Origin of the sequence: Sutcliffiella sp. FSL R7-0096, assembly GCF_038595065.1 — a bacterium.
Classification (GTDB): domain Bacteria; phylum Bacillota; class Bacilli; order Bacillales; family Bacillaceae_I; genus Sutcliffiella_A.
The window spans coordinates 1453255-1473890 of the sequence record NZ_CP152003.1 but is presented as its reverse complement, the minus strand read 5'-3'; the positions used below and the strand labels follow the sequence as shown (position 1 = coordinate 1473890).

Sequence of the window (20636 nt, the reverse complement as noted above, 5' to 3'; positions counted from 1 at the left end):
CAAATATAACGGAGCCTATCCTCCACTTGGGAAGGACGTAGGCACTTGTTCTTTATTCTTTATTCTTTTTCTTTCTTCTAATGACAGCAGCAACGATAAATGCCACAAACCCTCCATAGATTAATGCCATGGCACCGACGAAGCCTACATTGATGCCGGAGTCTTCTTTTACTGTATAGACCTCAGCTGTTTCACGGTCTAGTCCGATGGTATAAGTACCGTTGGAATTACGTACTAGTTCGTCCCCTAGGGTACCACGCAGTTCCATACTTTCTCCTACAAGCTCTGCATCAATAGGTGCTGCCTGTGTTTCACTGGAGTTGTTGATAGCAACAAAACTGACTTCCCCTTCATATTCACGTTTGATGACAGCCATTGCGCCATTATCATAAACCATCTCATAGGTGCCGTGTGTCAGACTTGGCATCTGTTTGCGCAATTCAGCTAATTTAGTGATATAATCTATTATCTCTTTGTCTGCTCTGAAGTTCATATCTCTGCGGTTGTCAGGATCTTCCCCACCATCTAAAGCTATCTCTGTTCCGTAATACACAATTGGAATTCCAGGTGCTGTATACATGTAAGCGAGAGCAAGTTTCAATCGTGTCGGAGGATGGTGCTTCTTTTTGATGGCGGCTCTTGTGAAACGCTCCACATCATGATTATCTAGAAAAGTCCCCAATATATAAGGATTATCATAAAGGTTTTGATTGTGGTAAAAAAGTGTGTCCAATCGGCTTAAAGATTCGTCCGCTTGTGAAAATACACGTGTCAGTTCGTTGTATGTCGGAAAATCTACAAAGGAGTCAATGCCCGTTTCTTGGTATCCTGCCACATAATTAGGATCATCATGCCAAACCTCTCCGATTAAGAAAAAGTCTTCCTTTACCGATTTAACCTCATTGGCAAACTCTTTCCAAAAATCCTTTGGGACATGCTTCACAGTATCAAGTCTATATCCATCAATATCCGTTTCTTCAATCCACCATTTGGCCATATCCAAAAGATATTCCCTGACCTCAGGGTTATCCTGATTTAAATCCGGCAATCCATAGATCCAGCCATTTTCTACTTGCTCTTGGTCATCCCAATTTCGAATAGGTTCATTTGGGTGGAACCAATCTTGTTTGTCCTCTTCATTCAGCCAAGCATGCTGGTAACCCGTATGGTTGACTACCAAATCAACGATAATTTTAATATCTCTTTTGTGTGCTTCTTGAACTAATTCCTTGAATTCCTCTAGTGTACCAAAGTGCTCTTCTGTTTTATAGAAGTCTTCTGTCCAGTAGCCATGGTACCCTTTTTCCTCATTTTGAACAATAGGGGTCAGCCATAGTGCGGTGAATCCCATATCCTTTAAGTAATCCAGTTTTTCTGTGATCCCACGAAAATCCCCACCGTGGTAGGCCTTCGGGTCGTCCCGGTCCACGTCAAAGTCATTGGATGTGTCCCCATTGTTAAAGCGGTCAATCATAATAAAATAAATAATCTCATCTTGCCATGCGTGTTCTTCTTTTTCGGCGTTTACAGGTTGAACGGGTGGAACAAACCATGCAGAAAAAAGAAGAAACGGAACGAGAATGAGCCCCATCACTCTTTTCATCAATTCCGCTTCCCTCCCTTAAAATCGTTTTAGTATTATAGTATTCGGTCAAAGACCCTTACTTTCCATAAACGATTATATACTATTCTTATCCTTTTGTTCCACCTGCAGTTAGTCCGGCAATCAAATATCGTTGCAAGAACAAGAACATCAACGCAATCGGAATGGCAATCAGGATGGAACCTGCCGCAAAACGAGTGAAGTTGTTAGCGAACTGATCATTGATAAAGTTGAATAATCCCAAGGCTAACGTGAAATTCTCCGGGTTCCTCAACACAATCCGAGGCAGGATAAAGTCTGTAAATGGTGCCATGAAGTTAAATAGTGCTACCACTGCAAGAATAGGTTTGGCAAGAGGGAGCATGATTTTGAAGAATACGCCAAAGTGTCCAGCTCCGTCCATGCGTGCCGCTTCATCCAACTCTTTAGGGATGGTATCGAAATACCCTTTTACAAGCCATGCATTAAATGGTATTTGTCCACCGATGTAAACCAATGTCAATCCTACAAGTGAATCCAATAAACCGACCATGTTCAGCATGATGTAGATTGCAACCATCGCCATCAAAGCAGGGAACATTTGTAATAGAAGGAATGCATATAATCCATACGTTCTTCCTACAAAACGGTAGCGAGAGAACGCATATGCTACAAACGCGGTGATCAATACTGAAAAGAATGAATTCGCAACCGCGACCATGATACTGTTTTTATACCATGTCAAGTAATCACTCTGTGGATCTGTAAATAGCCATTTATAATGTACAAGCGACCAGTTTTCAGGAATCATCGATGCAGAGTAAAGACTTGTTCCCGGGTTAAGGGATAAGCCGATAGTCCATAAAAGCGGGTAGGCAATAATGATGAACATGAAGCCTAGGAATAAATAGATCAATGATACTTCGATCTTAGATTTTGTTTTAAGGTTCATTATATATTACCCTCCTCTTTAAACGAACGAGTACGACGGAATTGGAAGAAGGCAAATCCTGCTACAATAAGTCCGAGTATGATGGATATTGCTGCTGCCATGTTGTAGTTACTCGTATCGAACGTCAATTTATAAACCCATGAAATCAGAATGTCCGAACCACCTGCGTTCTGTCCACGAACTGCAGGACCACCTTGGTTGAACAGATAGATGATGTTAAAGTTATTAAAGTTTCCTGCATACTGCATGATCAATAGTGGAGCTGTTGCATATAAAAGATGTGGCATCGTAATGAAACGGAATTTTTGGAAACGAGTTCCGCCATCCACATCCGCTGCTTCATACCAATCCTTGGAGATACTCTGAAGTACCCCTGTAAATAGTGCGAAAACGAACGGGAAGCCGAGCCAAGTTTGAATCATGATTATTGCTATCTTTGTATAAAACGGATCAGTCAACCATGGTAGTGCTACACCAATGGTACTTAAGATGTCACGGTTGATCGCACCGAATCGGTCATTGAACATCGCAGCAAAGATCAAGATTGTGACGAACGCTGGTACTGCCCAAGGTAAAATTAAAATCGTACGAATAAAGCGTTTATATTTTATACGGGGGTCATTTACTAGCAATGCCAGGAATAATCCTAGCGCAATTTGTCCTGTAGTTGCGCAGACGGTCCAAACAATCGTCCAAGCAAAAACACTTATGAATGTCGTTTTCCAAAGTGGAATCGATACCAGACTGGTAAAGTTCTCAAAGCCAACCCAATTTAATAACGCTCTTGGAGGCGTGTTATATAGGTTGTAATCTGTAAAAGCCAAGGAAACCATAAACATTAGTGGTAGAACTACTACGAATAATAGTAAAATCAATCCTGGGATTACCATTAAGTAAGGGAAGCCAGTGTCATAAAAGTTCTTGAATGCTTCTTTTACAGTTGGCTTTTCTTTTCCCAACTTCAAGTCGATTGCATTGTTTCTTGCATCCACTACGTTCAGATAGTATAAGGCCACTGCAAATACAGTGATAATAACAGAAATCAATCCTTGTATTAATAAAAAGATGGAGTGGTCTACTCGAGGAATTTCTCCAAGTGTGAATAGTCCCCAATAACCAATGTTAAGAAACTCGAAAAAAGTAATCAAAAATGCGGCTTCAATGATGATGAATGATATCCCTTTCGCATATCTGCGGTTATAGAGTTGACCTAACCCTGCAAAAATAATGGAAAGGACCATTGCTAAGGTTGGATTATGTGAGCGCATTTTTTCAGTTGCTGTGCCGGACATAGCAGATCCTCCTTTTAAAGAAATATGGTGGATAGACTAGCGTCTCAGCTTAGTCTATCCACCAGGTTTAATCGTTAGTAATTATTGAGCTCCACTTGCTGCAATATTATCTTCGATTGTTTGAACCGCTTCTTCTAATACTTCACCAACATCGTCTCCGTTAGCGATGAATTGAAGAGCGCTACCCATAGGATCCCAAACTTGTTGCATTTGTGGAATGTTTGGCATTGGCTCACCATATTGAGTTTGCTCAGCGAATGCACCGATGATTTCATCGTTAGCAATTTCTTCGCTATCTAATGCTTCTTGAAGTGCAGGCATTTCACCAGCAGCTTGATAGTATTTCATAGCATTGTCATAGTTTGTAATGAATTTCATTAAGTCGATTGCCCACTCCTGATTCTCAGAGTATGAGCTTAACATCCAAGCTTTTACCCCAACGAAAGACTTAGGAACGTCTCCATTATCCAGTTTCGGAAGTGTAGCTGTACCCAATTTGTCACCCAAAGCATCTCTGTAAGTAGCGATGTTCCAAGGACCTGTAAGAACAGTTGCAACTTTGCCATCAGTGAATAATCCACTCATGATATCGCCATTGATTTCTTTAGGGATGTATCCATTGTCGAACCAAGATTGTACAAGTTCTCCACCTTCAACAGCGCCTTCGTTAGCAAGACCGATGTCAGAAGCATCAAAACCAGAACCATCGTTATTGAAAACATATCCGCCATTACCAGCAAAGAAAGGATAGATGAAATAGAAGTTAGTAGCTTCCATCAAGAATCCATATTTATCTTGACTAGCATCTGTTTGCTCTTCAGCAACTGTCATAAGACCTTCCATAGTTGCAATTTCTTCAGCAGATACAAGATCTTTATTGTAGAACATACCGTAAGTTTCGATAACTTGTGGTACTCCATATGCTTCACCATCAATTGTTACTGCATTGATTGCTGTTTCGCTGTAAAGAGAAGCATCTTCCCCTAAGTCGATTGGATCTGCAAGACCACGAAGTACGATATCACCAAGTCGGTCATGTGGACCGAAGAATACATCTGGACCTTTTCCAGCAGGGCCATCAAGAGCAAGAGCTTCTACTTGATCCAACATGGAGATACCAGTCGCTTTAACTTCAATACCAGTTTCTTCTGTATAAGCTGCAAAGATTTCATCTAGTGCCGCTCTTTGTTTCTCATCATCATTTACCCATACTGTAAGGCTTTCTGGCTTATCTACACCCTCAGTTGTAGTACCTTCGCCTTCAGCACCAGTGTTGCCACCTTCATTGCCTGTCTCACGTTGTGGACCACATGCAGCCAGGACGCCTAAAGTTAAAACGGCAACCATTAACATTGCTAGGAATTTTTTCATTTTGACCCCTCCGTCATTTGAATAATCTTTCTACTAAGATGCACAAACGATTGCATAAAATGTAAGCGAAACCATATAACGCTTACATTTTTCGTGAAAACGATTGCACAACTTTCACTTTTTATTATACATGTATTCGCCCAATTGACAACCTGTTTTTTTCAAAAAATTTAATATAGTGATAGATATTATGGACAGTCTATTAACAAACTTCGCTAAAAGCCTTGCTATATATGAGTTTGTCAAACTAGATACAGGACTATTGATTCAGAATATTTTTCCGCCCTAACTCGATTGCTTGGACTGGGTCTGTTTTCATTGACAACGCTTTCGTTTTGGCATACCCTTATGTTGAATAAAATGGCAATGAAACCTTTTCAACCATTTTTTTCTCATAAAAAATGCAATCGATTGCATGAAGGAGAGGTTGAATACTATATGCTTAAGGAAGCAATATTCCATCGTCCCAAGAATAACTTTGCGTACGCGTATAATGAAACGACTCTACATATCCGTTTGCAAACAAAGAAAAATGATGTGGAAGCTGTAGAATTGATACACGGCGATCCATATGTTTGGGAGAAAGGCGAATGGGTTTCAGAAAGGAAAGTCATGGATAAATCCGGATCGGATGAATTCTATGATTACTGGATTGCAGAAGTTTCACCTGAATTCAGACGACTACGTTATGGGTTTGCCTTAACATCAGGCGAAGAAGAATTGATTTATAATGAAAAAGGATTTTATGAAGATGAACCTAAAGATTGCGGTCTCTACTTTTGCTTTCCCTTTCTAAATAAAGCGGATGTGTTCCAAGCACCTGCTTGGGCAAAGGATACAATCTGGTATCAAATTTTCCCTGAACGCTTCGGAAACGGCAATAAAGAAAACGATCCGGAAGGCGCACTTCCTTGGGGAAGCACGGAACCTTCTACCACTAATTTTTTTGGTGGTGACTTTGAAGGCGTCATAGAGCATATCGATCATTTAGTTGACCTTGGCATCACCGGTATTTATTTCACACCGATATTCAAGGCTCACTCCAACCATAAATACGATACGATTGACTATATGGAGATCGACCCTCAATTCGGCACAAAAGAAACATTCAAAAAGCTTGTGGAAGTATGTCATGATCACGGTATCAAAGTCATGCTAGATGCTGTTTTCAATCATAGCGGCTATTTCTGGGCTCCATTCCAAGATGTTTTGAAAAATGGGGAGAAATCAAAATATAAAGATTGGTTCCATATCTGGGATTTCCCTGTGGTGACAAAGCCAAAACCGAATTATGATGCATTCGCTTTTGTTTCCGATATGCCTAAACTCAATACGGAGAATCCCGAGGTCAAGGATTATTTACTAGAAGTTGGCCGCTATTGGGTACGTGAGTTTGACATCGATGGCTGGAGATTGGATGTTGCCAATGAAGTCGACCATCAGTTCTGGAGAGATTTCCGTCAGGCTGTGAAAAAAGAAAAAGAAGATGTTTACATCCTGGGTGAAATATGGCACGACTCCATGCCATGGCTTCAAGGAGATCAATTCGATGCAGTGATGAACTATCCATTTACAACTGCAACACTTGACTATTTGGCTAAGAATAAAACAAAGGCTTCAGAGTTTGCTAATTCGATTTCAAAAGTAATGCACTCCTACCCTGTAAATGTGAATGAAGTTGCCTTCAATTTATTAGGTAGCCATGATACTCCACGTATTCTAACTATTTGTGAAGAAGACAAAAACAAATTGAAATTGTTGTTTCTATTCCAACTTTCCTTCATCGGAGCTCCGTGCATCTATTACGGAGATGAATTTAGCATGACTGGTGATCAGGATCCTGGTTGCCGTAAGTGCATGATTTGGGAGGAAGACAAGCAGGATCGTGACATGTTTGAATTTGTGAAGAAATTGATCGATCTCCGGAAAAAGATTCCTGCCTTTGGTAATCATGGGGATATTCGTTTCATCGAAGCAAGTGATGAAACAAACCATGTGGTGTATGAAAAGGTTTCCGGTACCATTGGGGAAAGAATCATTTTTGTAATCAATAATAGCGACAAGGACTTGGTTGTAACGCTACCGGATGGTGTGAAAGGCAAGGTATTGCGCGATTTGTGGAGCGGAGAAGAGTTTGCTGCAGAAGCTGAAACTTTACAAGCAAAGCTTCCGGCTTATGGGTTTCAAATTTTGACTTACTGATCTACCGGAATACCTTTAGTCCTTTGAATTAAGAAGAATGCCCGCTAAGTAAATTAGCGGGCATTTCTTTGTTTAGGCGCCAGCTCAAAAAGTCACTTCCTATGCACCAATCTTCTATATTCCATGGGCGTCGTCCCCTCCACCTTTTTAAACAGCTTTGAAAAGTAGGTAACATCTTCAATACCCACCTCACGTGAAATGGCGGAGACCTTATATTCCGTTTCTGCCAGCAAGCGTTTCGCGTGGTTCAGTCGGTAGTGGGTCAAATATTGAATGGGGCTGATTCCTATTGTCTTTTGCATGCAGCGGGTCAGATAATCCGGATGATAGTTCAGCTCCTCTTTTAATATACTCATATTAACCGGCCTTTTATAATTCTCTTGTATGTATTTCATTGCACTTTCACACACCTTCTCCGTTGCGCTCGGAATGGAAAAGGCTTCTTTTTGCAACTGAACGACGAACTCAGAAAACTGTATTTGCTGCCGTAAATAGTCATCAGGGACATGGGCATCCCCATCACGTATATTTAACAGTGTTTCTAACTGTTGCTCCACAATCTCCCTGCGGTTCACTTCCCCAAACTGCGGCAAGTGAAACTGATAGTGCCCAACCTCTGTAAACGTCGGCTCCTTTATGTAAACAAAAGACCAATCAAGTTCCTTATCTTCCACCATTTGATACTCATTACCCGGAATGACAAAGTGAAGCCAGAAGTAATCCGTTTGTTCCACACAATCCGCATATCCCTCATGCCTTTCTCCCGGTACCAAAATAATATATTGGCCTTCGGTAACTTCAAATCTTTTCTTGCCCTCTTGCATGAATAAAGTTCCTTTTTTCACATAAAGCAAATCAAAAACGGTAAACACCCTGGAAAAATGACGTTCTCCTTTATAAAAAGTATATTCCCCTCCCCTGATGAAGGTTGGAAATGGCGGTATGGACATAGCTATCATTGACATTCTTTACACCTCAAGTCGGAATAATCCAATAAGTATCGAAATCCTCTCTTTCCATTATAATAAAATGCGTTTAAACTGGGAAATGGTTTTATGTCGGAATCATCAAAAGGAGTAGCAAAAATGAAAGAAACAAATACCAAAAAATTGACACTTTTCGCCTTAACTTGGCCAATTTTTATAGAAGTACTCTTGCACATGCTGATGGGGAATGCAGATATTCTGATGCTGAGTCAGTACTCAGATGACTCGGTGGCAGCAGTTGGTGTCGCAAATCAAATTCTATTCATGCTGATTGTTATGTTCGGCTTCATCGCAACGGGCACCACCATTCTTGTGGCTCAATACCTTGGAGCTAAAAATCGGGGGCTTGCTGCAGAAGTGACCGTCGTCTCCATTGGAGCCAACCTTCTATTTAGTCTCGCCATAAGTATCATCGTATTTCTGTTCAGCTCCAAACTTCTATTAATGATGGACCTTCCTCCTGAGCTCCTGTCTGAGGCAGATTCCTATTTGAAACTGGTGGGAGTATTCTCATTCATCCAGGCGCTGGTCATTACCATAGGCGCTACAATCAGAAGTTACGGATTCACCAGGGATGCCATGTACGTCACGATTGGAATGAATATCATCAATGTAATCGGCAACTATTTGTTCATTTTCGGTCCCTTCGGCATTCCGGTTCTTGGTGTGGACGGCGTGGCCATTTCCACGGTCGTAAGCCGTACATTAGGATTGATCGTCATTACAATCCTTCTATTCAAAAGAATAGAAGAGCCACTTCCTTTCAGGAGAATGTTTAAACTACCAATTGAACATCTGAAAAATCTATTGAAAATTGGCATTCCATCTGCTGGTGAACATTTATCCTATAACACCTCCCAGATTGTCATTACTTACTTCATCGTTATGATGGGTACAGAAGCCCTCACTACGAAAGTGTACACGCAAAGTCTGATGATGTTCATTTTCCTTTTCAGCCTTGCCATCAGTCAAGGGACACAGATAATGATTGGTCATCAAATTGGAGCCCGCCAAGTAGAGGATGCTTATAAACGTTGCCTTAAAAGTCTGCGACTTGCGATATTGATCTCTATCGCCACTGCAATACCTATCGCGATTTTCTCTGATACATTATTGGGATTCTTCACTACGAACCCTGACATTATCGCACTTGGTGGCACCTTGATTTTGTTTACAGTCATACTGGAACCAGGGCGCTCATTCAACCTGGTAGTTATCAATGCCTTGCGTGCTGCAGGAGATGTTAAATTTCCCGTTTACATCGGCATATGCTCGATGTGGGGTGTGAGTGTGACTGTCTCCTATATTCTTGGCATCCATTTCGGATTCGGGCTAGTCGGCGTATGGATTGCCATGATAATGGATGAATGGTTGCGCGGAATCATCATGCTTTACCGCTGGAGATCCCGTACTTGGGTCAGCAAATCATTTATACAAAAACAAGAAGCATCCTAATGAACTTAGAACTCTCCAATTGGAGGGTTCTTTTTTCGTTTTACATTTAGATTTTACAACAATGTGAGATTTCCTTACAAACTAGTAAGCGCTTTCGACTGAATTTTTTGATAATTCCTATTGCATGCTACATATTTATAGAATATGATATAAAACATAACTATTGATGTTAGGAAATATAACACCAAATTAAAGGGGAGATATCGATGAAAAAAGTGGAAGCCATCATCAGACCGGAAACTTTCCGTGCTCTTCGTGAAAAGCTAGAGGAAGTCGGAATCAATGGATTGACGGTATCTGAAGTTGCTGGATGTGGACAACAAAAAGGACAACAAGGACTTTTCAGAGGTAACACCTTTGAAATTAAATTGCTTCCGAAAGTAAAGGTGGAAATGGTAGTGGAAGCTGAGTTTGTGGATGAGATTGTACAAATCATTCAAGAAACATGTTCAAGCAACACAGTTGGCGACGGAAAGATTTTCATCTATCCAATCGAAGATGCCATCAGGATTCGAACTGGAGAAAACGGAAAGCTCGCTATTGTTTAACCAATTAAAAACGGAAGGATGAATAAAATTGAAGAAAAAAATCGGATTACTTGTTACTGGCGGATTACTAGTAAGTTCCACCGCACATGCCCAAGCACCAACAGTCGAAGGTTTAAGCGTTTCCCTTGATATGGTTTGGATTATGGTTGCTGCACTATTAGTATTTTTCATGCATGCAGGCTTCGCCATGGTGGAATCAGGATTCACAAGATCTAAAAACGCTCTGAATATCTTAATGAAAAATTTCTTGACGATTTCCATTGCGGCCATTCTATACTTGGCCTTAGGCTACGCGCTCATGTTCGGTAGCTCCATTGCAGGTTTTACCGGATTGGACGGATTTTTCTTAAGAGGTCACGAAGATCAAATTGGTTTCTTCGTATTCCAGGCAATGTTTGCAGCAACTTGTGCCACTATTATATCCGGCGCAGTTGCTGAACGCATGAAGCTCTCTAGCTATATCTTATTGACAGTTGCCATGACCGCTGTCATCTATCCAATTGTTGGTCATTGGATCTGGGGAGGCGGCTGGTTAGCAGAACTTGGATTCACTGATTTCGCAGGATCTACCGTCGTCCACCTTACTGGAGCACTCGGCGCCATTGTTGCCGTCAAATTCCTTGGTGCCCGTCTCGGAAAATACACGAACGGAAAAGTAAACGTTATTTCTGGGCATAACATTCCACTTGGCGCCCTAGGGGTATTCATTTTATGGTTCGGTTGGTTCGGATTTAACGGTGGTAGCACATTGGCGGCAGATCCATCCCTTATTCCACATGTCATCACCACTACTTTGTTATCTGCTTCCGCAGGAGTGTTGGCATCCGCTTTTTACACAAATCTACGTTACAAACGAATTGATGCATCACTAACGCTTAATGGTGCTTTGGCAGGGTTGGTGGGAATCACTGCTGGCACTGGTGATGTATCTCCGATCGGCGCGATTATTATCGGTCTGGTTGCAGGGGTTCTACTAGTAGAGGCCGTTACATTCATTGATCGAAAAGTGAAGCTTGACGACCCTGTCGGCGCAATAGCTGTGCACGGAGTTTGCGGGATTTGGGGAACACTTGCTGTCGGTCTATTTTCCACCTCCACTGGATTGTTTTACGGGGGCGGAGTCACTCAATTAGGCGTGCAGGCAATCGGCGTGCTTGCAGTTACTGCCTGGACGGTTGGATCTGTTAGCCTCTTCCTTTATATTGTTACAAGATTCACCACCATCCGTGTAACAAAGGAAGAAGAAATTTCAGGTCTCGATTTCGCAGAGCATGGTTCTGCAGCTTATGAATTAAGAGAGTCCGTATTCTCTGATAACAGCTCAGCACCTGAATTCGGTACAGGACTAGTACACCGACTCAACAACCTAGGAACCCCAGCAAAAAAAGTCAAAACCAATTAAGTTTAAGAATGTCAACCCTCGACCATCATAGTTATAAGTAGAAATTGGATTGATGGTTTCCCTTTAGATTGGAGTGCAAGGTGAGAGACTCCTGCGGGAGGTAGCGGTAGATCGAAACCCCCGAGCGTTGTGAGGAGGCTCCAACACCGCCCCACGGAAAGCGAACACCTGGAACGTAAATCTAAAGGAGTTGAACAAACAACTAGTAAAAGCGATCCATGGCAGAGCCCATCGGATCGCTTTTTCACATATACAAAACCTATACAATCATTTAACTATAATGGTATAATTCCTCCTAGAGGTGATTAACTTGACTACTAGCACATGGGAAAAAACATTTTTTAAATTTTTCATCATTTGGTACATATGCGGTGTCGTCCTGCTAACCTTTGACCTTCTACCCCCATGGCTGGAATGGGCAAATGTCGTATTCCTTGTTACTGCAGGAACACTTGGGGCGATCTATTTTATAAAGAACTATCGTAGCATCGGTGCAGTTTTTACACTGACTGTATTCACCGTTTCCATGGCTGCGGAACATTTCGGAGTGAAGTATGGGTTCCTTTTTGGTGAATATTACTATAATTCCTATTTTGGACCAAAGCTTTTTGGTGTACCCATCACGATTGGTTTTGCCTGGGTATTGGTCATTTCGACGTCTCATGTGATGGCGCTAAGAGCCATTCCTCATGCTCCCCTTCTTGCTAAAGCAATACTTGCAGCGTTTGCGACAGTTGTGTTGGACTTAATTATCGATCCCGTAGCTTTTCTTGCAAAAGAGTATTGGATATGGGAAGGTTCCAGCATCTACTATGATATTCCCTTGTTCAACTTCTACAGTTGGTTTGGATTGTCGTTAATATTTCACCTGTTCATATTATATTTTTCAAAAGAAGTTACTTCAAAGGAAAATGTCTATTGGGAAAAGAATATGTTTCTATTATACGGCCTGATGATTGTGATGTTTTGTATGATAGCTGTAACAGCCAAGCTTTATTTGGCTTTGGTCGTGACGATTATCCCTACCCTTTTATTATACGGGGCTACTCTCAATCCAAAGGAGCTCACGCATGATTCCAGCAAAAAAAAGCAAACGGTTTGACTTCTTTTTTCATCAATTCAACAAGCACTTCCTCCGATTTCATTTCAGGGGGATAAAGATTGCAGCGGAACCAAGCGTTTCCATTCCACCCTCCCCGGCCCTGTACATAGTAAACCATAGTACATGGTGGGATGCGTTGGTCGTTTTTCATTTGAACCAACTTGTGATCAAACAAGAAAGCTATGTCATGATGCATGAGAGAGGCATCAAGAAATTCCCTTTTTTCCGTAAAATAGGGGGATTCTCGGTGAATAGGGATAATCCTAAGGATATTGTCCGCTCCATGAACTATGCAAAGGATAGATTGAAAGACGGAAACACTTTATGGCTATTTCCTCAGGGCGATGAACGCCACCTTGAAATCCGCCCGCTTGCATTCCTGCCTGGCGCTGTACACATCGTGAAGAACACCGATATTCCGATTGTTCCCGTTTGCCTGTATTATACGTTCACAGGGGAGAGAAAACCTGAAGTTTTTATTAAGCTTGATGATCCTATTTTTTATTCACAGCTTGAAGGGTCTTCAACCAAAGAGAAGAATTTTTATCTAGAAGACCATTACACCAGTCTTCTTGATAGGGTAAAGCAGGACGTAATAGACCAGAATACCACTAGTTACAGAACTTTCTTATAATCATCTAAAAAGGAGGAAACCGTTATGGAAACATTTATCTATCTGCTTTCTGCTGCCCTATCCATTTCCTTCCTTTGGATTGTCATTAACGGCCTATTCTACCCAAACTACCAAAAGCCATCAAGACTTTCGCCCCCTCCCCTTGTTTCCATTCTCATTCCCATGCGTGACGAAGAGCGCAACGTCCAGCCTCTAATTGAAAATCTAATACAGCTTACATTTCCTAATCTAGAGATCGTTTTGCTGGATGACCATTCCTCTGACGAAACTTACTCCAAGGCGCTGGCATTAACAAAAAAGGATAGCCGTTTCTCCCTTATTCAGGGTGCCCCTCTGAAAAAAGGGTGGGCGGGAAAAGTACACGCATGCTATCAACTATCCCATGCTGCAAACGGAGACTACTTACTTTTCCTTGATGCGGATGCACGTTTAAAGCAGAACACCATTGAAAGTATGCTACCTTTTTTTAAAGATGAAAAGGTGGGTCTTGTTACTGGGTTTCCCCGATTTCCGGTAACAACGTGGTTAAGCAGACTGTTAGTCCCGATGCAGCATTTTGTCATCTGGCTTCACCTTCCATTAGCCTTGGCTAATTACAGTTCCTTCAAGCCCGCAAGTGCCGCCCATGGAGCGTTCATGTTTTTTGAACGGAGCGCCTATGATTTTGTAGAGGGACACTTTTCCGTAAAATCCAGTATCGTGGAGGATGTTCATTTGGCAAGAGTCATGAAGGAGCACGGTTTTAAAGTGAAATTGATTAACGCGACCCCCTATGTTACCTGTCACATGTACGTAACCAATTCTGAGGTTTGGAATGGCTTCTTGAAAAACATTTACATCGGAATAGGAAAATCCCCTATCATGGTAGCATTTTTAACCATCTATTACAGTTTGTTGTATGTTTCGCCTCTCTTTTTGGCCTTCATGACGCCGTTCTACGGGATATGGTTTATCGTGCCCCTTTTACTCGTTTGGGCGCACAAGCTTTATATTGACTTGCAAACGGGTCAAGTTTCTTATCTATTTTTGTTTATGCCCCTAAGCGCTCTTGCTTTCCTTGTCATCATGCACGCTTCCATGTGGAAGTCTTTAAAGAATCAACATTATATCTGGAAGGGGCGTTTCTATAAATGAAAAGAGTGATTGTCATCGGAGGTGGCCTTGGTGGTCTTTCAGCTGCCATTACGCTTGCTTCTAACGGTTTTGACGTAACCTTACTTGAAAAAAATAATCATATAGGCGGGAAACTGATGCCTGTTCAGTTAGGACAGGCATCTTTCGATTTTGGACCAAATACCATCACCATGCCCGAAGTTTTTAAGGAGGTCATTTCACAAACAGGGGAAAATCCAGATGACTATTTTAGTTTCGTGAAACTTCATAGCCACACAAGAAATTATTTTCCTGATGGGACATTTCTGGACTTTAGTTCCGTTAGAGAAAAGATGAAGGAACAACTTGCAGTTTTGGACCCAGCCGGTGCAAAGAATTACGACGCTTTTTTAAAAGAGGTTACTAGATTATACATGCTGGGAGAGGCCCAATTTTTCCGCCGAACCTTCACGTCCACCGCTGATTATCTATCACCAACGTTAGGCTTTTCCTTCAGCAAAGTACGTCCTATGCAATCATTACATGGCTTACACCGTAAATATTTCACCAACCCCTTCGTTATTCAGGCATTGGACCGCTATGCAACCTATATTGGATCATCCCCCTACGTCTCCCCGGCGACTTTTGGCTTAATCGCTTTTTTGGAACTTGTGGAGGGCGTTTACTACACAAAAGGCGGGAATACAAAAATCGCTACAGGCTTTGAAGAGGTTGCCAAAAAGATTGGGGTATCCATAAAAACAAACTGTAAGGTTACAAGTATAGAAGTAAAAAACAAGAAAGCTGTGTCCGTCTCAACCGAAGACGGCGATCGATATATGACAGATACTATTGTCATGAATGCAGACTTGTTGGTTGCTTACCCTGAGCTTGTTAAGGAAGTGGACAGGCCTCACTTTACCGATAAAAAAGCCGCTGGTTATGAACCATCAATCTCTGCATATGTAATTCTTGCGGAAATGAACAAGCGTCATCCCGAATTGCTACATCATACTGTTTATTTTTCAAAAGACTATCAACAGGAATTTAAGAGTTTGTTTGATGAAAAGCAATATGCAAAAGAACCTACCATCTATCTCAGCAATTCTTCTTTTACTGAAAAAGAAAAAAGTCCTAATGGAGATAATTTATTTATTTTAGCAAACGCGCCAGCAACCATAGGGGAATCTTCCAAGGCCCCCGAAACATACAAAGAACTGATTTACGATTCTTTGGCAGATAACGGCCTCTCTCTGAAGGAACATGTCTTGACAGATAAGGTTATCTCACCCGGCGAGATTCAATCGATGTTCGGTGCCTTTAAAGGCGCTTTGTACGGAATAGCTTCCAACCGAAAAATGGATGCCTTCTTCCGACCACGAAACAAATCTGCCGATATCGGAAACCTCTATTTTGTAGGCGGCTCCACTCACCCCGGCGGAGGCTCCCCCATGGTCACCATATCAGGCTTGAATGTAGGAAAAGCCATTTCAGAACGAGGTTAAAACTCCTTTTTGCTTGGAGTGGAAGGCGCGCAGCTCTCGTGGGAGGAAGGGACAGGTGAGACCCCGCCGGAGGCTCACGGACCGCCCGCAGGAAAGCAAAGCGCCTGGAACGGAAATCAACCGCGTTTAACAAAAAATCACCACAGTGTCCAGCCACCGTGGTGATTTTTTAAATTTGCGAAATGATTTCCCGCTTCTCTTCCTTACTAACATAGTGCTTCATTTTAAAAACAGAATAACCTTTTTTACGGATAGAACCGAGAATGGCACGGTACAAAAACGCCGCTCCCTTTACCGGTGTCCTGGAATGGAACGGATAGAGATCAATGGAGCTCATCGCCTGTTCATAAAGCTTTTCCGCCTTATTGGCCATATCTTCCCATACAGAGATGAACTTATTGTTCACGGTGTGCATTTTTAAGTCTTCAACTGAGTAGCCTTCCTGCTCAAGCTTTTCAACGGGAATATATATTCTATCCCGCTCCAGGTCTTCACCGATATCCCGGAGGATGTTGGTAATTTGCATCGCTTGGCCAAGCGCAATGGCATCTTGTCGCAATGCATCCTTATTTTTTGGCGCAAGGATGGGAAGTAACATCAAACCAACCGTGCTTGCTACATGGTAGGAATAATGAAGCACCTCTTCTTCTGTATAATATATCTTTTTATATAAATCCATTTCCTGCCCTGTGAACATATCGTGAAAGGCTTGCACATCCATCTCATATTTTCGGAATACATCCTGAAGGGCAAGCCACATCGGATCTTGTGAAGGTAAATGACCTTTCAAAAAAACGGCAAAAGATTGTTTGAATCCAAAAAGTTCCTCCTTGGGGTCCCTTCCCTCATCCACAATATCATCCACATGGCGACAAAAAGCATACACAGCCCAGACTGCCTGTTTCTTTTCTTTAGGCAAAAACATGAATGCCTTGTAAAAGGTATTCGAATGTTCTTTGATTATGGATTCACAATGAAGATATGCTTTCGTTAAGTCGGTCATTGAGTTTCACATCCTTTGTAGATGAATGATGGGCAAAATCTTGGATTATCTGATTTGCAGCAAGTTTTGCACTTTGCATGACAATGGGGATGCCACCCCCTGGGTGAACGGAAGCACCTGTTGCATACAAATTTTCAAGGTTGGTCGGTTTCGCTTGTGGCCTAAATACACCGGACTGGAATAAACTTGGCGCAATGCCGAAACTTCCTCCCTGAAATAAACCATCCTGTTCGGCGTCATTCGGTGTCCTTACTTCCATCCATTCCATCTTCTCGCTTAATCCAGGGAAGGCCCTTTCTTCAATATTCTTTAATATCTTAGCCATAAACCCTGTTTCTTGGTTCCAATCTATATGACTGCCAGAAGGAACCGGAACTAATACATATAGCGTACTTTTTCCGTCTGGGGCCAATGAAGAATCTATCAATGAAGGATTAAAAGTATAAAAGGATGGATCTGTTGGTACTTTCTTCTCCTCAAACACTTCCCTCATATGCTGATCAAAATCTCCACTCATAAAAAATTGGTGAACATCTGACTCATCATACACTCCGTCCAATCCGAAATAGAAAAGTAGACATCCAGATGAAGGTTCATACTTTCTCTTGTCATGGAGAATATGTGCAGCAGTAGGAAAGTCACCGTTCCACACAAGAGCGTCTACCTCAATGGCACGACCGTTAACCCGGATTGACTCCACGCGGCCGTTTACCTTCTTGATATCTTCTACCTTGCTTTCCACATAAAGCGGGATCCCCATTTTCTCTATAGTGTCTGTCAATACTTTCACCAGGGAGGCATATCCACCTTTCATGTAATGGATACCATGTTCATGCTCACTGTAAGGTATCAGACTGTACATAGCAGGTGATGTCTTGGGATGACCACCGATATATAACGTTTGTAAAGAGTAAGCTTCCCGAAGTCGTTCATCCTTGAAAAAGGACCCGGAGAATTTTTTGGTGGATTGATAAGCTTTTAATCTGACTAAAGATGCGAGGTTCTTTCCAGTCCAGAAATCTCGTTTTCTTGTAAAAGATTTCTCGAGGAAGGAGGTCTGCCCTATTTCAAAGTTTGCTTTCATTGCTTCCATGTACTGTTTAAAGCCCTCTTCTTCACCAGGAAATTCTTGAGACAACTCCATTAACTGTATTTCCCTGTCTTTAAATTTCCTGTATTTTTTACCATCTTTGAAGTTTATGGAGTAAAGGGTATCAAGCCCCATGAGCTCCCAAGCATCATCAGGAACCCCTGCTTCTTTCAAAATGCTCTTTAACATCTCCGGGAGAAGGACGATGGTTGGGCCCTTGTCGATTCGGTAACCTTCTCTATCGACAAAAGAAAGGCGACCTCCTGCTTTGTTTTCTTTTTCATAGATGCTCACGGTAAATCCCTGTTTCTTTAAAAGAAGCGCTGTGATCATCCCACCTATCCCTGCTCCTGCTACGGCTATATGTCTACTCATTGAGCTTTCTCCAATCTTTTCGCTTGGAAGCTTTGTTGAAGTTATGTTTCATATTTTTTACGTAATAGTCCGGTAGTGATTCGTGCTGATTCTAATATAGTGGGCAATCCGCTTCCAGGGTGGGTCCCACCACCGACAAGCCAGCAGTTATCCAATTCTTCAAATTTGTTATGTGGACGAAGCACCATCATTTGACTGAGCTGATGTCCAAGGTTAAAAGTGGCTCCTTTATATACAAACACTTCTTTCTCCCAATCTTCTGGAGTAAGGATCTTCTCCACTTCAATATGGTTTCTAAGATCTTTAAATCCACTTTTCTTTTCCAGTGTGTCAAACACCAGACTTCTGAATTCCCCTTTATTTTCCTGCCAATCTATTTCACTGAAATTGTTAGGAACCGGAGCTAGAATATAAAGGGCCGACTTCCCCTTCGGAGCCAATGTAGAATCTGTAACCGAAGCATTCTGTACATAGATGGAAGGGTCGCTAGAAAGCTTTTTCCTTTTTGTGATTTCTTCCACATTCCTTTTGTAATCCTCTGCAAAAATAATGTTGTGGTGAGGTAGGTCATACATCTTATCCAACCCGAGGTATATCATGAATGTAGAGCAGGAAAACTTCTTCTTTTCCAATTTTCTCTTGTTATATTTTTTTAGTACTTTATCATCCACCAAGTTTGTCATGACGTGGGCAAAGTCACCATTGACCACTACCTCATCCGCCTCGACTTTACTGCCATCTTCTAGTATGACACCAACTACTTTACGCCCTTGCAGCCACAGCTTTTTCACCCCTGTGCCAAGGCTGATCGTCCCACCATGTTCTGTCACAACCTTAGCCATGCTCTTAGAAAGCTGATTGACTCCGCCGATAGGATGATAGATTCCATAAGCATGCTCCATCCAAGAAAGGATCGAGAAAGCACCTGGGCATTCCCAAGGAGACATTCCAAGATATTTAGATTGGAATGTGAACGCAAGTTTCAGCTGCTCTTCCCGAAAATAATTGCTCAGTTGGTCATATAGGCTGCTTCCTAAGCTTAATTGCGGAAGGGCTTTAATAACCTTCCATTGGAAATAATGATAGAAACGGTCCATCTTTCCTTGGAGAATGGGTGTCAAAGCGTCCATTCGTTTTTCCGTTTCGGACATGAAGCGCTCGTAGCCTTCTCCCTCTCCCGGAAAGTATTTTTCAATGGTCTGTTTCATTTTCTCTTGATCACGAGTCACCATAAATGATTTATCCGGAAAAACAAGTTCATACATATCCTTCAATTCTTTCATTTCCATGTAGTCATGCATGTTCCTCTTTGACTCTTTAAAAATCTCTTCAGCGATTTGAGGCATACTAAGGAAGGTTGGGCCCATGTCGAACGTAAACTCACCGATTTTTATGGCAGAGTTTCTCCCACCGACATAATGTTGCTTTTCCATTACCGTTACCTGATACCCATTGGCAGAAAGCAACATTGCAGCTGCCAAACCGCCTGGACCTGCGCCAACCATGATTATTTTCTTGCTCATTTTAGTACGCCTCCTCATTCCAAAAACACCGATCCTTGATTAAACAAATATTACACAAACATTATACATAATATCTTTTAATCTTACAATCGGTAACTCTCTGCTATTAATATAGATACCTTTAACAGATGTTTTAAAACGAAAAACAGCTTGTCTCATTAATCGTGGAAACAAAAACTCCTTTAAAAGGAGTTTCAGTGTGTAGACAAATTGGCTAAGCCCTGCAGGGTCTTCCATGTCCTTTCCTCCCGCAGGACTTATCTTTTTTTATGGTTTCTAGCTGTTGATTGGAGCAATAGGCGAAGACTCCTGCGGGGGGATAGCGACAATCTTGAGACCCCGCAGGGCGTAGCCTGAGGAGGCTCAAGGTCGCCCTCTGGATAAGCGAAGCCGTTTGCGGAAAACAACAGCGGTGTTAACCAGATTATTAAAGTTCATTACTTTTTTCAGTGGCCACGGCTTAGCCCGAGGAGGCTTCCGGACTGCCCGCGGAAAGCGAAGCTCTTGCAACGAAGATCAACT

At 42.0% G+C, this 20636-nt stretch carries 17 protein-coding genes; 8 read left to right on the top strand and 9 right to left on the bottom strand.

The genetic code is table 11. The annotated features are described in order from the left end of the window. Positions 1-52 precede the first annotated feature (52 nt). The 4 genes from MKY77_RS07470 to MKY77_RS07455 form a co-directional block, all read right to left on the bottom strand. Positions 53-1603 carry an alpha-amylase family glycosyl hydrolase gene (locus MKY77_RS07470; protein ID WP_339149985.1) on the bottom strand — a complete coding sequence of 517 codons (1551 nt, stop codon included), beginning with the start codon at positions 1601-1603 and terminating at the stop codon, positions 53-55. Positions 1604-1691: 88 nt separating this feature from the next. Beyond that, the gene (locus tag MKY77_RS07465; protein WP_237661518.1) at positions 1692-2534 is read right to left on the bottom strand and encodes a sugar ABC transporter permease; all 843 of its coding nucleotides are present in this window, start codon (positions 2532-2534) and stop codon (positions 1692-1694) included. Next, positions 2534-3826 carry an ABC transporter permease subunit gene (locus MKY77_RS07460; RefSeq protein WP_339149607.1) on the bottom strand — a complete coding sequence of 431 codons (1293 nt, stop codon included), beginning with the start codon at positions 3824-3826 and terminating at the stop codon, positions 2534-2536. Before MKY77_RS07460 ends, MKY77_RS07465 begins: the two co-directional genes overlap by 1 nt. A gap of 81 nt (positions 3827-3907) precedes the next feature. After that, complete coding sequence (locus MKY77_RS07455) at positions 3908-5197, bottom strand: extracellular solute-binding protein (RefSeq protein WP_339149606.1); 1290 nt, start codon at positions 5195-5197, stop codon at positions 3908-3910. A gap of 438 nt (positions 5198-5635) precedes the next feature. Here MKY77_RS07455 and MKY77_RS07450 point away from each other — a divergent pair, with 438 nt between their 5' ends. Then, on the top strand, positions 5636-7399 hold the full coding sequence (locus tag MKY77_RS07450; RefSeq protein WP_339149605.1) for an alpha-glycosidase: 1764 nt from the start codon (positions 5636-5638) through the stop codon (positions 7397-7399). A gap of 92 nt (positions 7400-7491) precedes the next feature. Here MKY77_RS07450 and MKY77_RS07445 read toward each other — a convergent pair whose 3' ends face one another. After that, positions 7492-8364, bottom strand: a complete 873-nt coding sequence (locus MKY77_RS07445; RefSeq protein WP_339149604.1) for a helix-turn-helix domain-containing protein — start codon at positions 8362-8364, stop codon at positions 7492-7494. A 120-nt stretch (positions 8365-8484) separates the two neighbouring features. Between MKY77_RS07445 and MKY77_RS07440 the strand changes: the two genes are divergently transcribed. The 7 genes from MKY77_RS07440 to crtI (MKY77_RS07410) all read left to right on the top strand — a co-directional run bounded on the left by MKY77_RS07440 (position 8485) and on the right by crtI (MKY77_RS07410) (position 16123). Further along, positions 8485-9840 (top strand): MATE family efflux transporter, encoded by a 1356-nt coding sequence (locus tag MKY77_RS07440; protein ID WP_339149603.1) that lies wholly within the window; start codon positions 8485-8487, stop codon positions 9838-9840. Positions 9841-10046: 206 nt separating this feature from the next. Then, positions 10047-10388, top strand: a complete 342-nt coding sequence (locus tag MKY77_RS07435; protein ID WP_339149602.1) for a P-II family nitrogen regulator — start codon at positions 10047-10049, stop codon at positions 10386-10388. A 28-nt stretch (positions 10389-10416) separates the two neighbouring features. Then, positions 10417-11790, top strand: a complete 1374-nt coding sequence (locus MKY77_RS07430; protein ID WP_339149601.1) for an ammonium transporter — start codon at positions 10417-10419, stop codon at positions 11788-11790. Positions 11791-12100: 310 nt separating this feature from the next. Next, positions 12101-12892, top strand: a complete 792-nt coding sequence (locus tag MKY77_RS07425) for a carotenoid biosynthesis protein (protein WP_339149600.1) — start codon at positions 12101-12103, stop codon at positions 12890-12892. Beyond that, positions 12861-13526: a lysophospholipid acyltransferase family protein gene (locus MKY77_RS07420; RefSeq protein WP_339149599.1), complete on the top strand. Its 666-nt coding sequence runs from the start codon at positions 12861-12863 to the stop codon at positions 13524-13526. Before MKY77_RS07425 ends, MKY77_RS07420 begins: the two co-directional genes overlap by 32 nt. A 24-nt stretch (positions 13527-13550) precedes the next feature. Next, a complete protein-coding gene (locus tag MKY77_RS07415; protein WP_339149598.1) occupies positions 13551-14660 on the top strand; it encodes a glycosyltransferase family 2 protein in 1110 nt (369 codons plus the stop codon). Then, entirely contained in the window at positions 14657-16123 is a 1467-nt protein-coding gene (gene crtI / locus MKY77_RS07410) for a phytoene desaturase family protein (protein ID WP_339149597.1), read from the top strand. The genes MKY77_RS07415 and crtI (MKY77_RS07410) overlap by 4 nt, the downstream gene beginning before the upstream one ends. A gap of 169 nt (positions 16124-16292) precedes the next feature. Here crtI (MKY77_RS07410) and MKY77_RS07405 read toward each other — a convergent pair whose 3' ends face one another. The 4 genes from MKY77_RS07405 to MKY77_RS07390 are packed head-to-tail and all read right to left on the bottom strand — an operon-like array spanning position 16293 to position 20351. Further along, complete coding sequence (locus tag MKY77_RS07405; RefSeq protein WP_339149596.1) at positions 16293-17126, bottom strand: phytoene/squalene synthase family protein; 834 nt, start codon at positions 17124-17126, stop codon at positions 16293-16295. Further along, entirely contained in the window at positions 17092-18591 is a 1500-nt protein-coding gene (crtI, locus tag MKY77_RS07400; protein ID WP_339149595.1) for a phytoene desaturase family protein, read from the bottom strand. The genes MKY77_RS07405 and crtI (MKY77_RS07400) overlap by 35 nt, the downstream gene beginning before the upstream one ends. 41 nt (positions 18592-18632) lie before the next feature. After that, the gene (gene crtI / locus MKY77_RS07395) at positions 18633-20114 is read right to left on the bottom strand and encodes a phytoene desaturase family protein (RefSeq protein WP_339149594.1); all 1482 of its coding nucleotides are present in this window, start codon (positions 20112-20114) and stop codon (positions 18633-18635) included. Positions 20115-20153: 39 nt separating this feature from the next. Beyond that, positions 20154-20351, bottom strand: coding sequence for a hypothetical protein (locus MKY77_RS07390; RefSeq protein ID WP_339149593.1), 198 nt, complete (start codon positions 20349-20351; stop codon positions 20154-20156). Positions 20352-20636 lie beyond the last annotated feature (285 nt).

What these genes read in the sequence shown, in the direction of transcription:
- MKY77_RS07470 (WP_339149985.1), bottom strand. Translation starts at nt 1,603, where the DNA reads ATGAAAAGAGTGATGGGGCTCATTCTCGTTCCGTTTCTTCTTTTTTCT.
- MKY77_RS07465 (WP_237661518.1), bottom strand. Translation starts at nt 2,534, where the DNA reads ATGAACCTTAAAACAAAATCTAAGATCGAAGTATCATTGATCTATTTA.
- MKY77_RS07460 (WP_339149607.1), bottom strand. Translation starts at nt 3,826, where the DNA reads ATGTCCGGCACAGCAACTGAAAAAATGCGCTCACATAATCCAACCTTA.
- MKY77_RS07455 (WP_339149606.1), bottom strand. Translation starts at nt 5,197, where the DNA reads ATGAAAAAATTCCTAGCAATGTTAATGGTTGCCGTTTTAACTTTAGGC.
- MKY77_RS07450 (WP_339149605.1), top strand. Translation starts at nt 5,636, where the DNA reads ATGCTTAAGGAAGCAATATTCCATCGTCCCAAGAATAACTTTGCGTAC.
- MKY77_RS07445 (WP_339149604.1), bottom strand. Translation starts at nt 8,364, where the DNA reads ATGTCAATGATAGCTATGTCCATACCGCCATTTCCAACCTTCATCAGG.
- MKY77_RS07440 (WP_339149603.1), top strand. Translation starts at nt 8,485, where the DNA reads ATGAAAGAAACAAATACCAAAAAATTGACACTTTTCGCCTTAACTTGG.
- MKY77_RS07435 (WP_339149602.1), top strand. Translation starts at nt 10,047, where the DNA reads ATGAAAAAAGTGGAAGCCATCATCAGACCGGAAACTTTCCGTGCTCTT.
- MKY77_RS07420 (WP_339149599.1), top strand. Translation starts at nt 12,861, where the DNA reads ATGATTCCAGCAAAAAAAAGCAAACGGTTTGACTTCTTTTTTCATCAA.
- MKY77_RS07415 (WP_339149598.1), top strand. Translation starts at nt 13,551, where the DNA reads ATGGAAACATTTATCTATCTGCTTTCTGCTGCCCTATCCATTTCCTTC.
- crtI (WP_339149597.1), top strand. Translation starts at nt 14,657, where the DNA reads ATGAAAAGAGTGATTGTCATCGGAGGTGGCCTTGGTGGTCTTTCAGCT.
- MKY77_RS07405 (WP_339149596.1), bottom strand. Translation starts at nt 17,126, where the DNA reads ATGACCGACTTAACGAAAGCATATCTTCATTGTGAATCCATAATCAAA.
- crtI (WP_339149595.1), bottom strand. Translation starts at nt 18,591, where the DNA reads ATGAGTAGACATATAGCCGTAGCAGGAGCAGGGATAGGTGGGATGATC.
- crtI (WP_339149594.1), bottom strand. Translation starts at nt 20,114, where the DNA reads ATGAGCAAGAAAATAATCATGGTTGGCGCAGGTCCAGGCGGTTTGGCA.
- MKY77_RS07390 (WP_339149593.1), bottom strand. Translation starts at nt 20,351, where the DNA reads ATGGAAGACCCTGCAGGGCTTAGCCAATTTGTCTACACACTGAAACTC.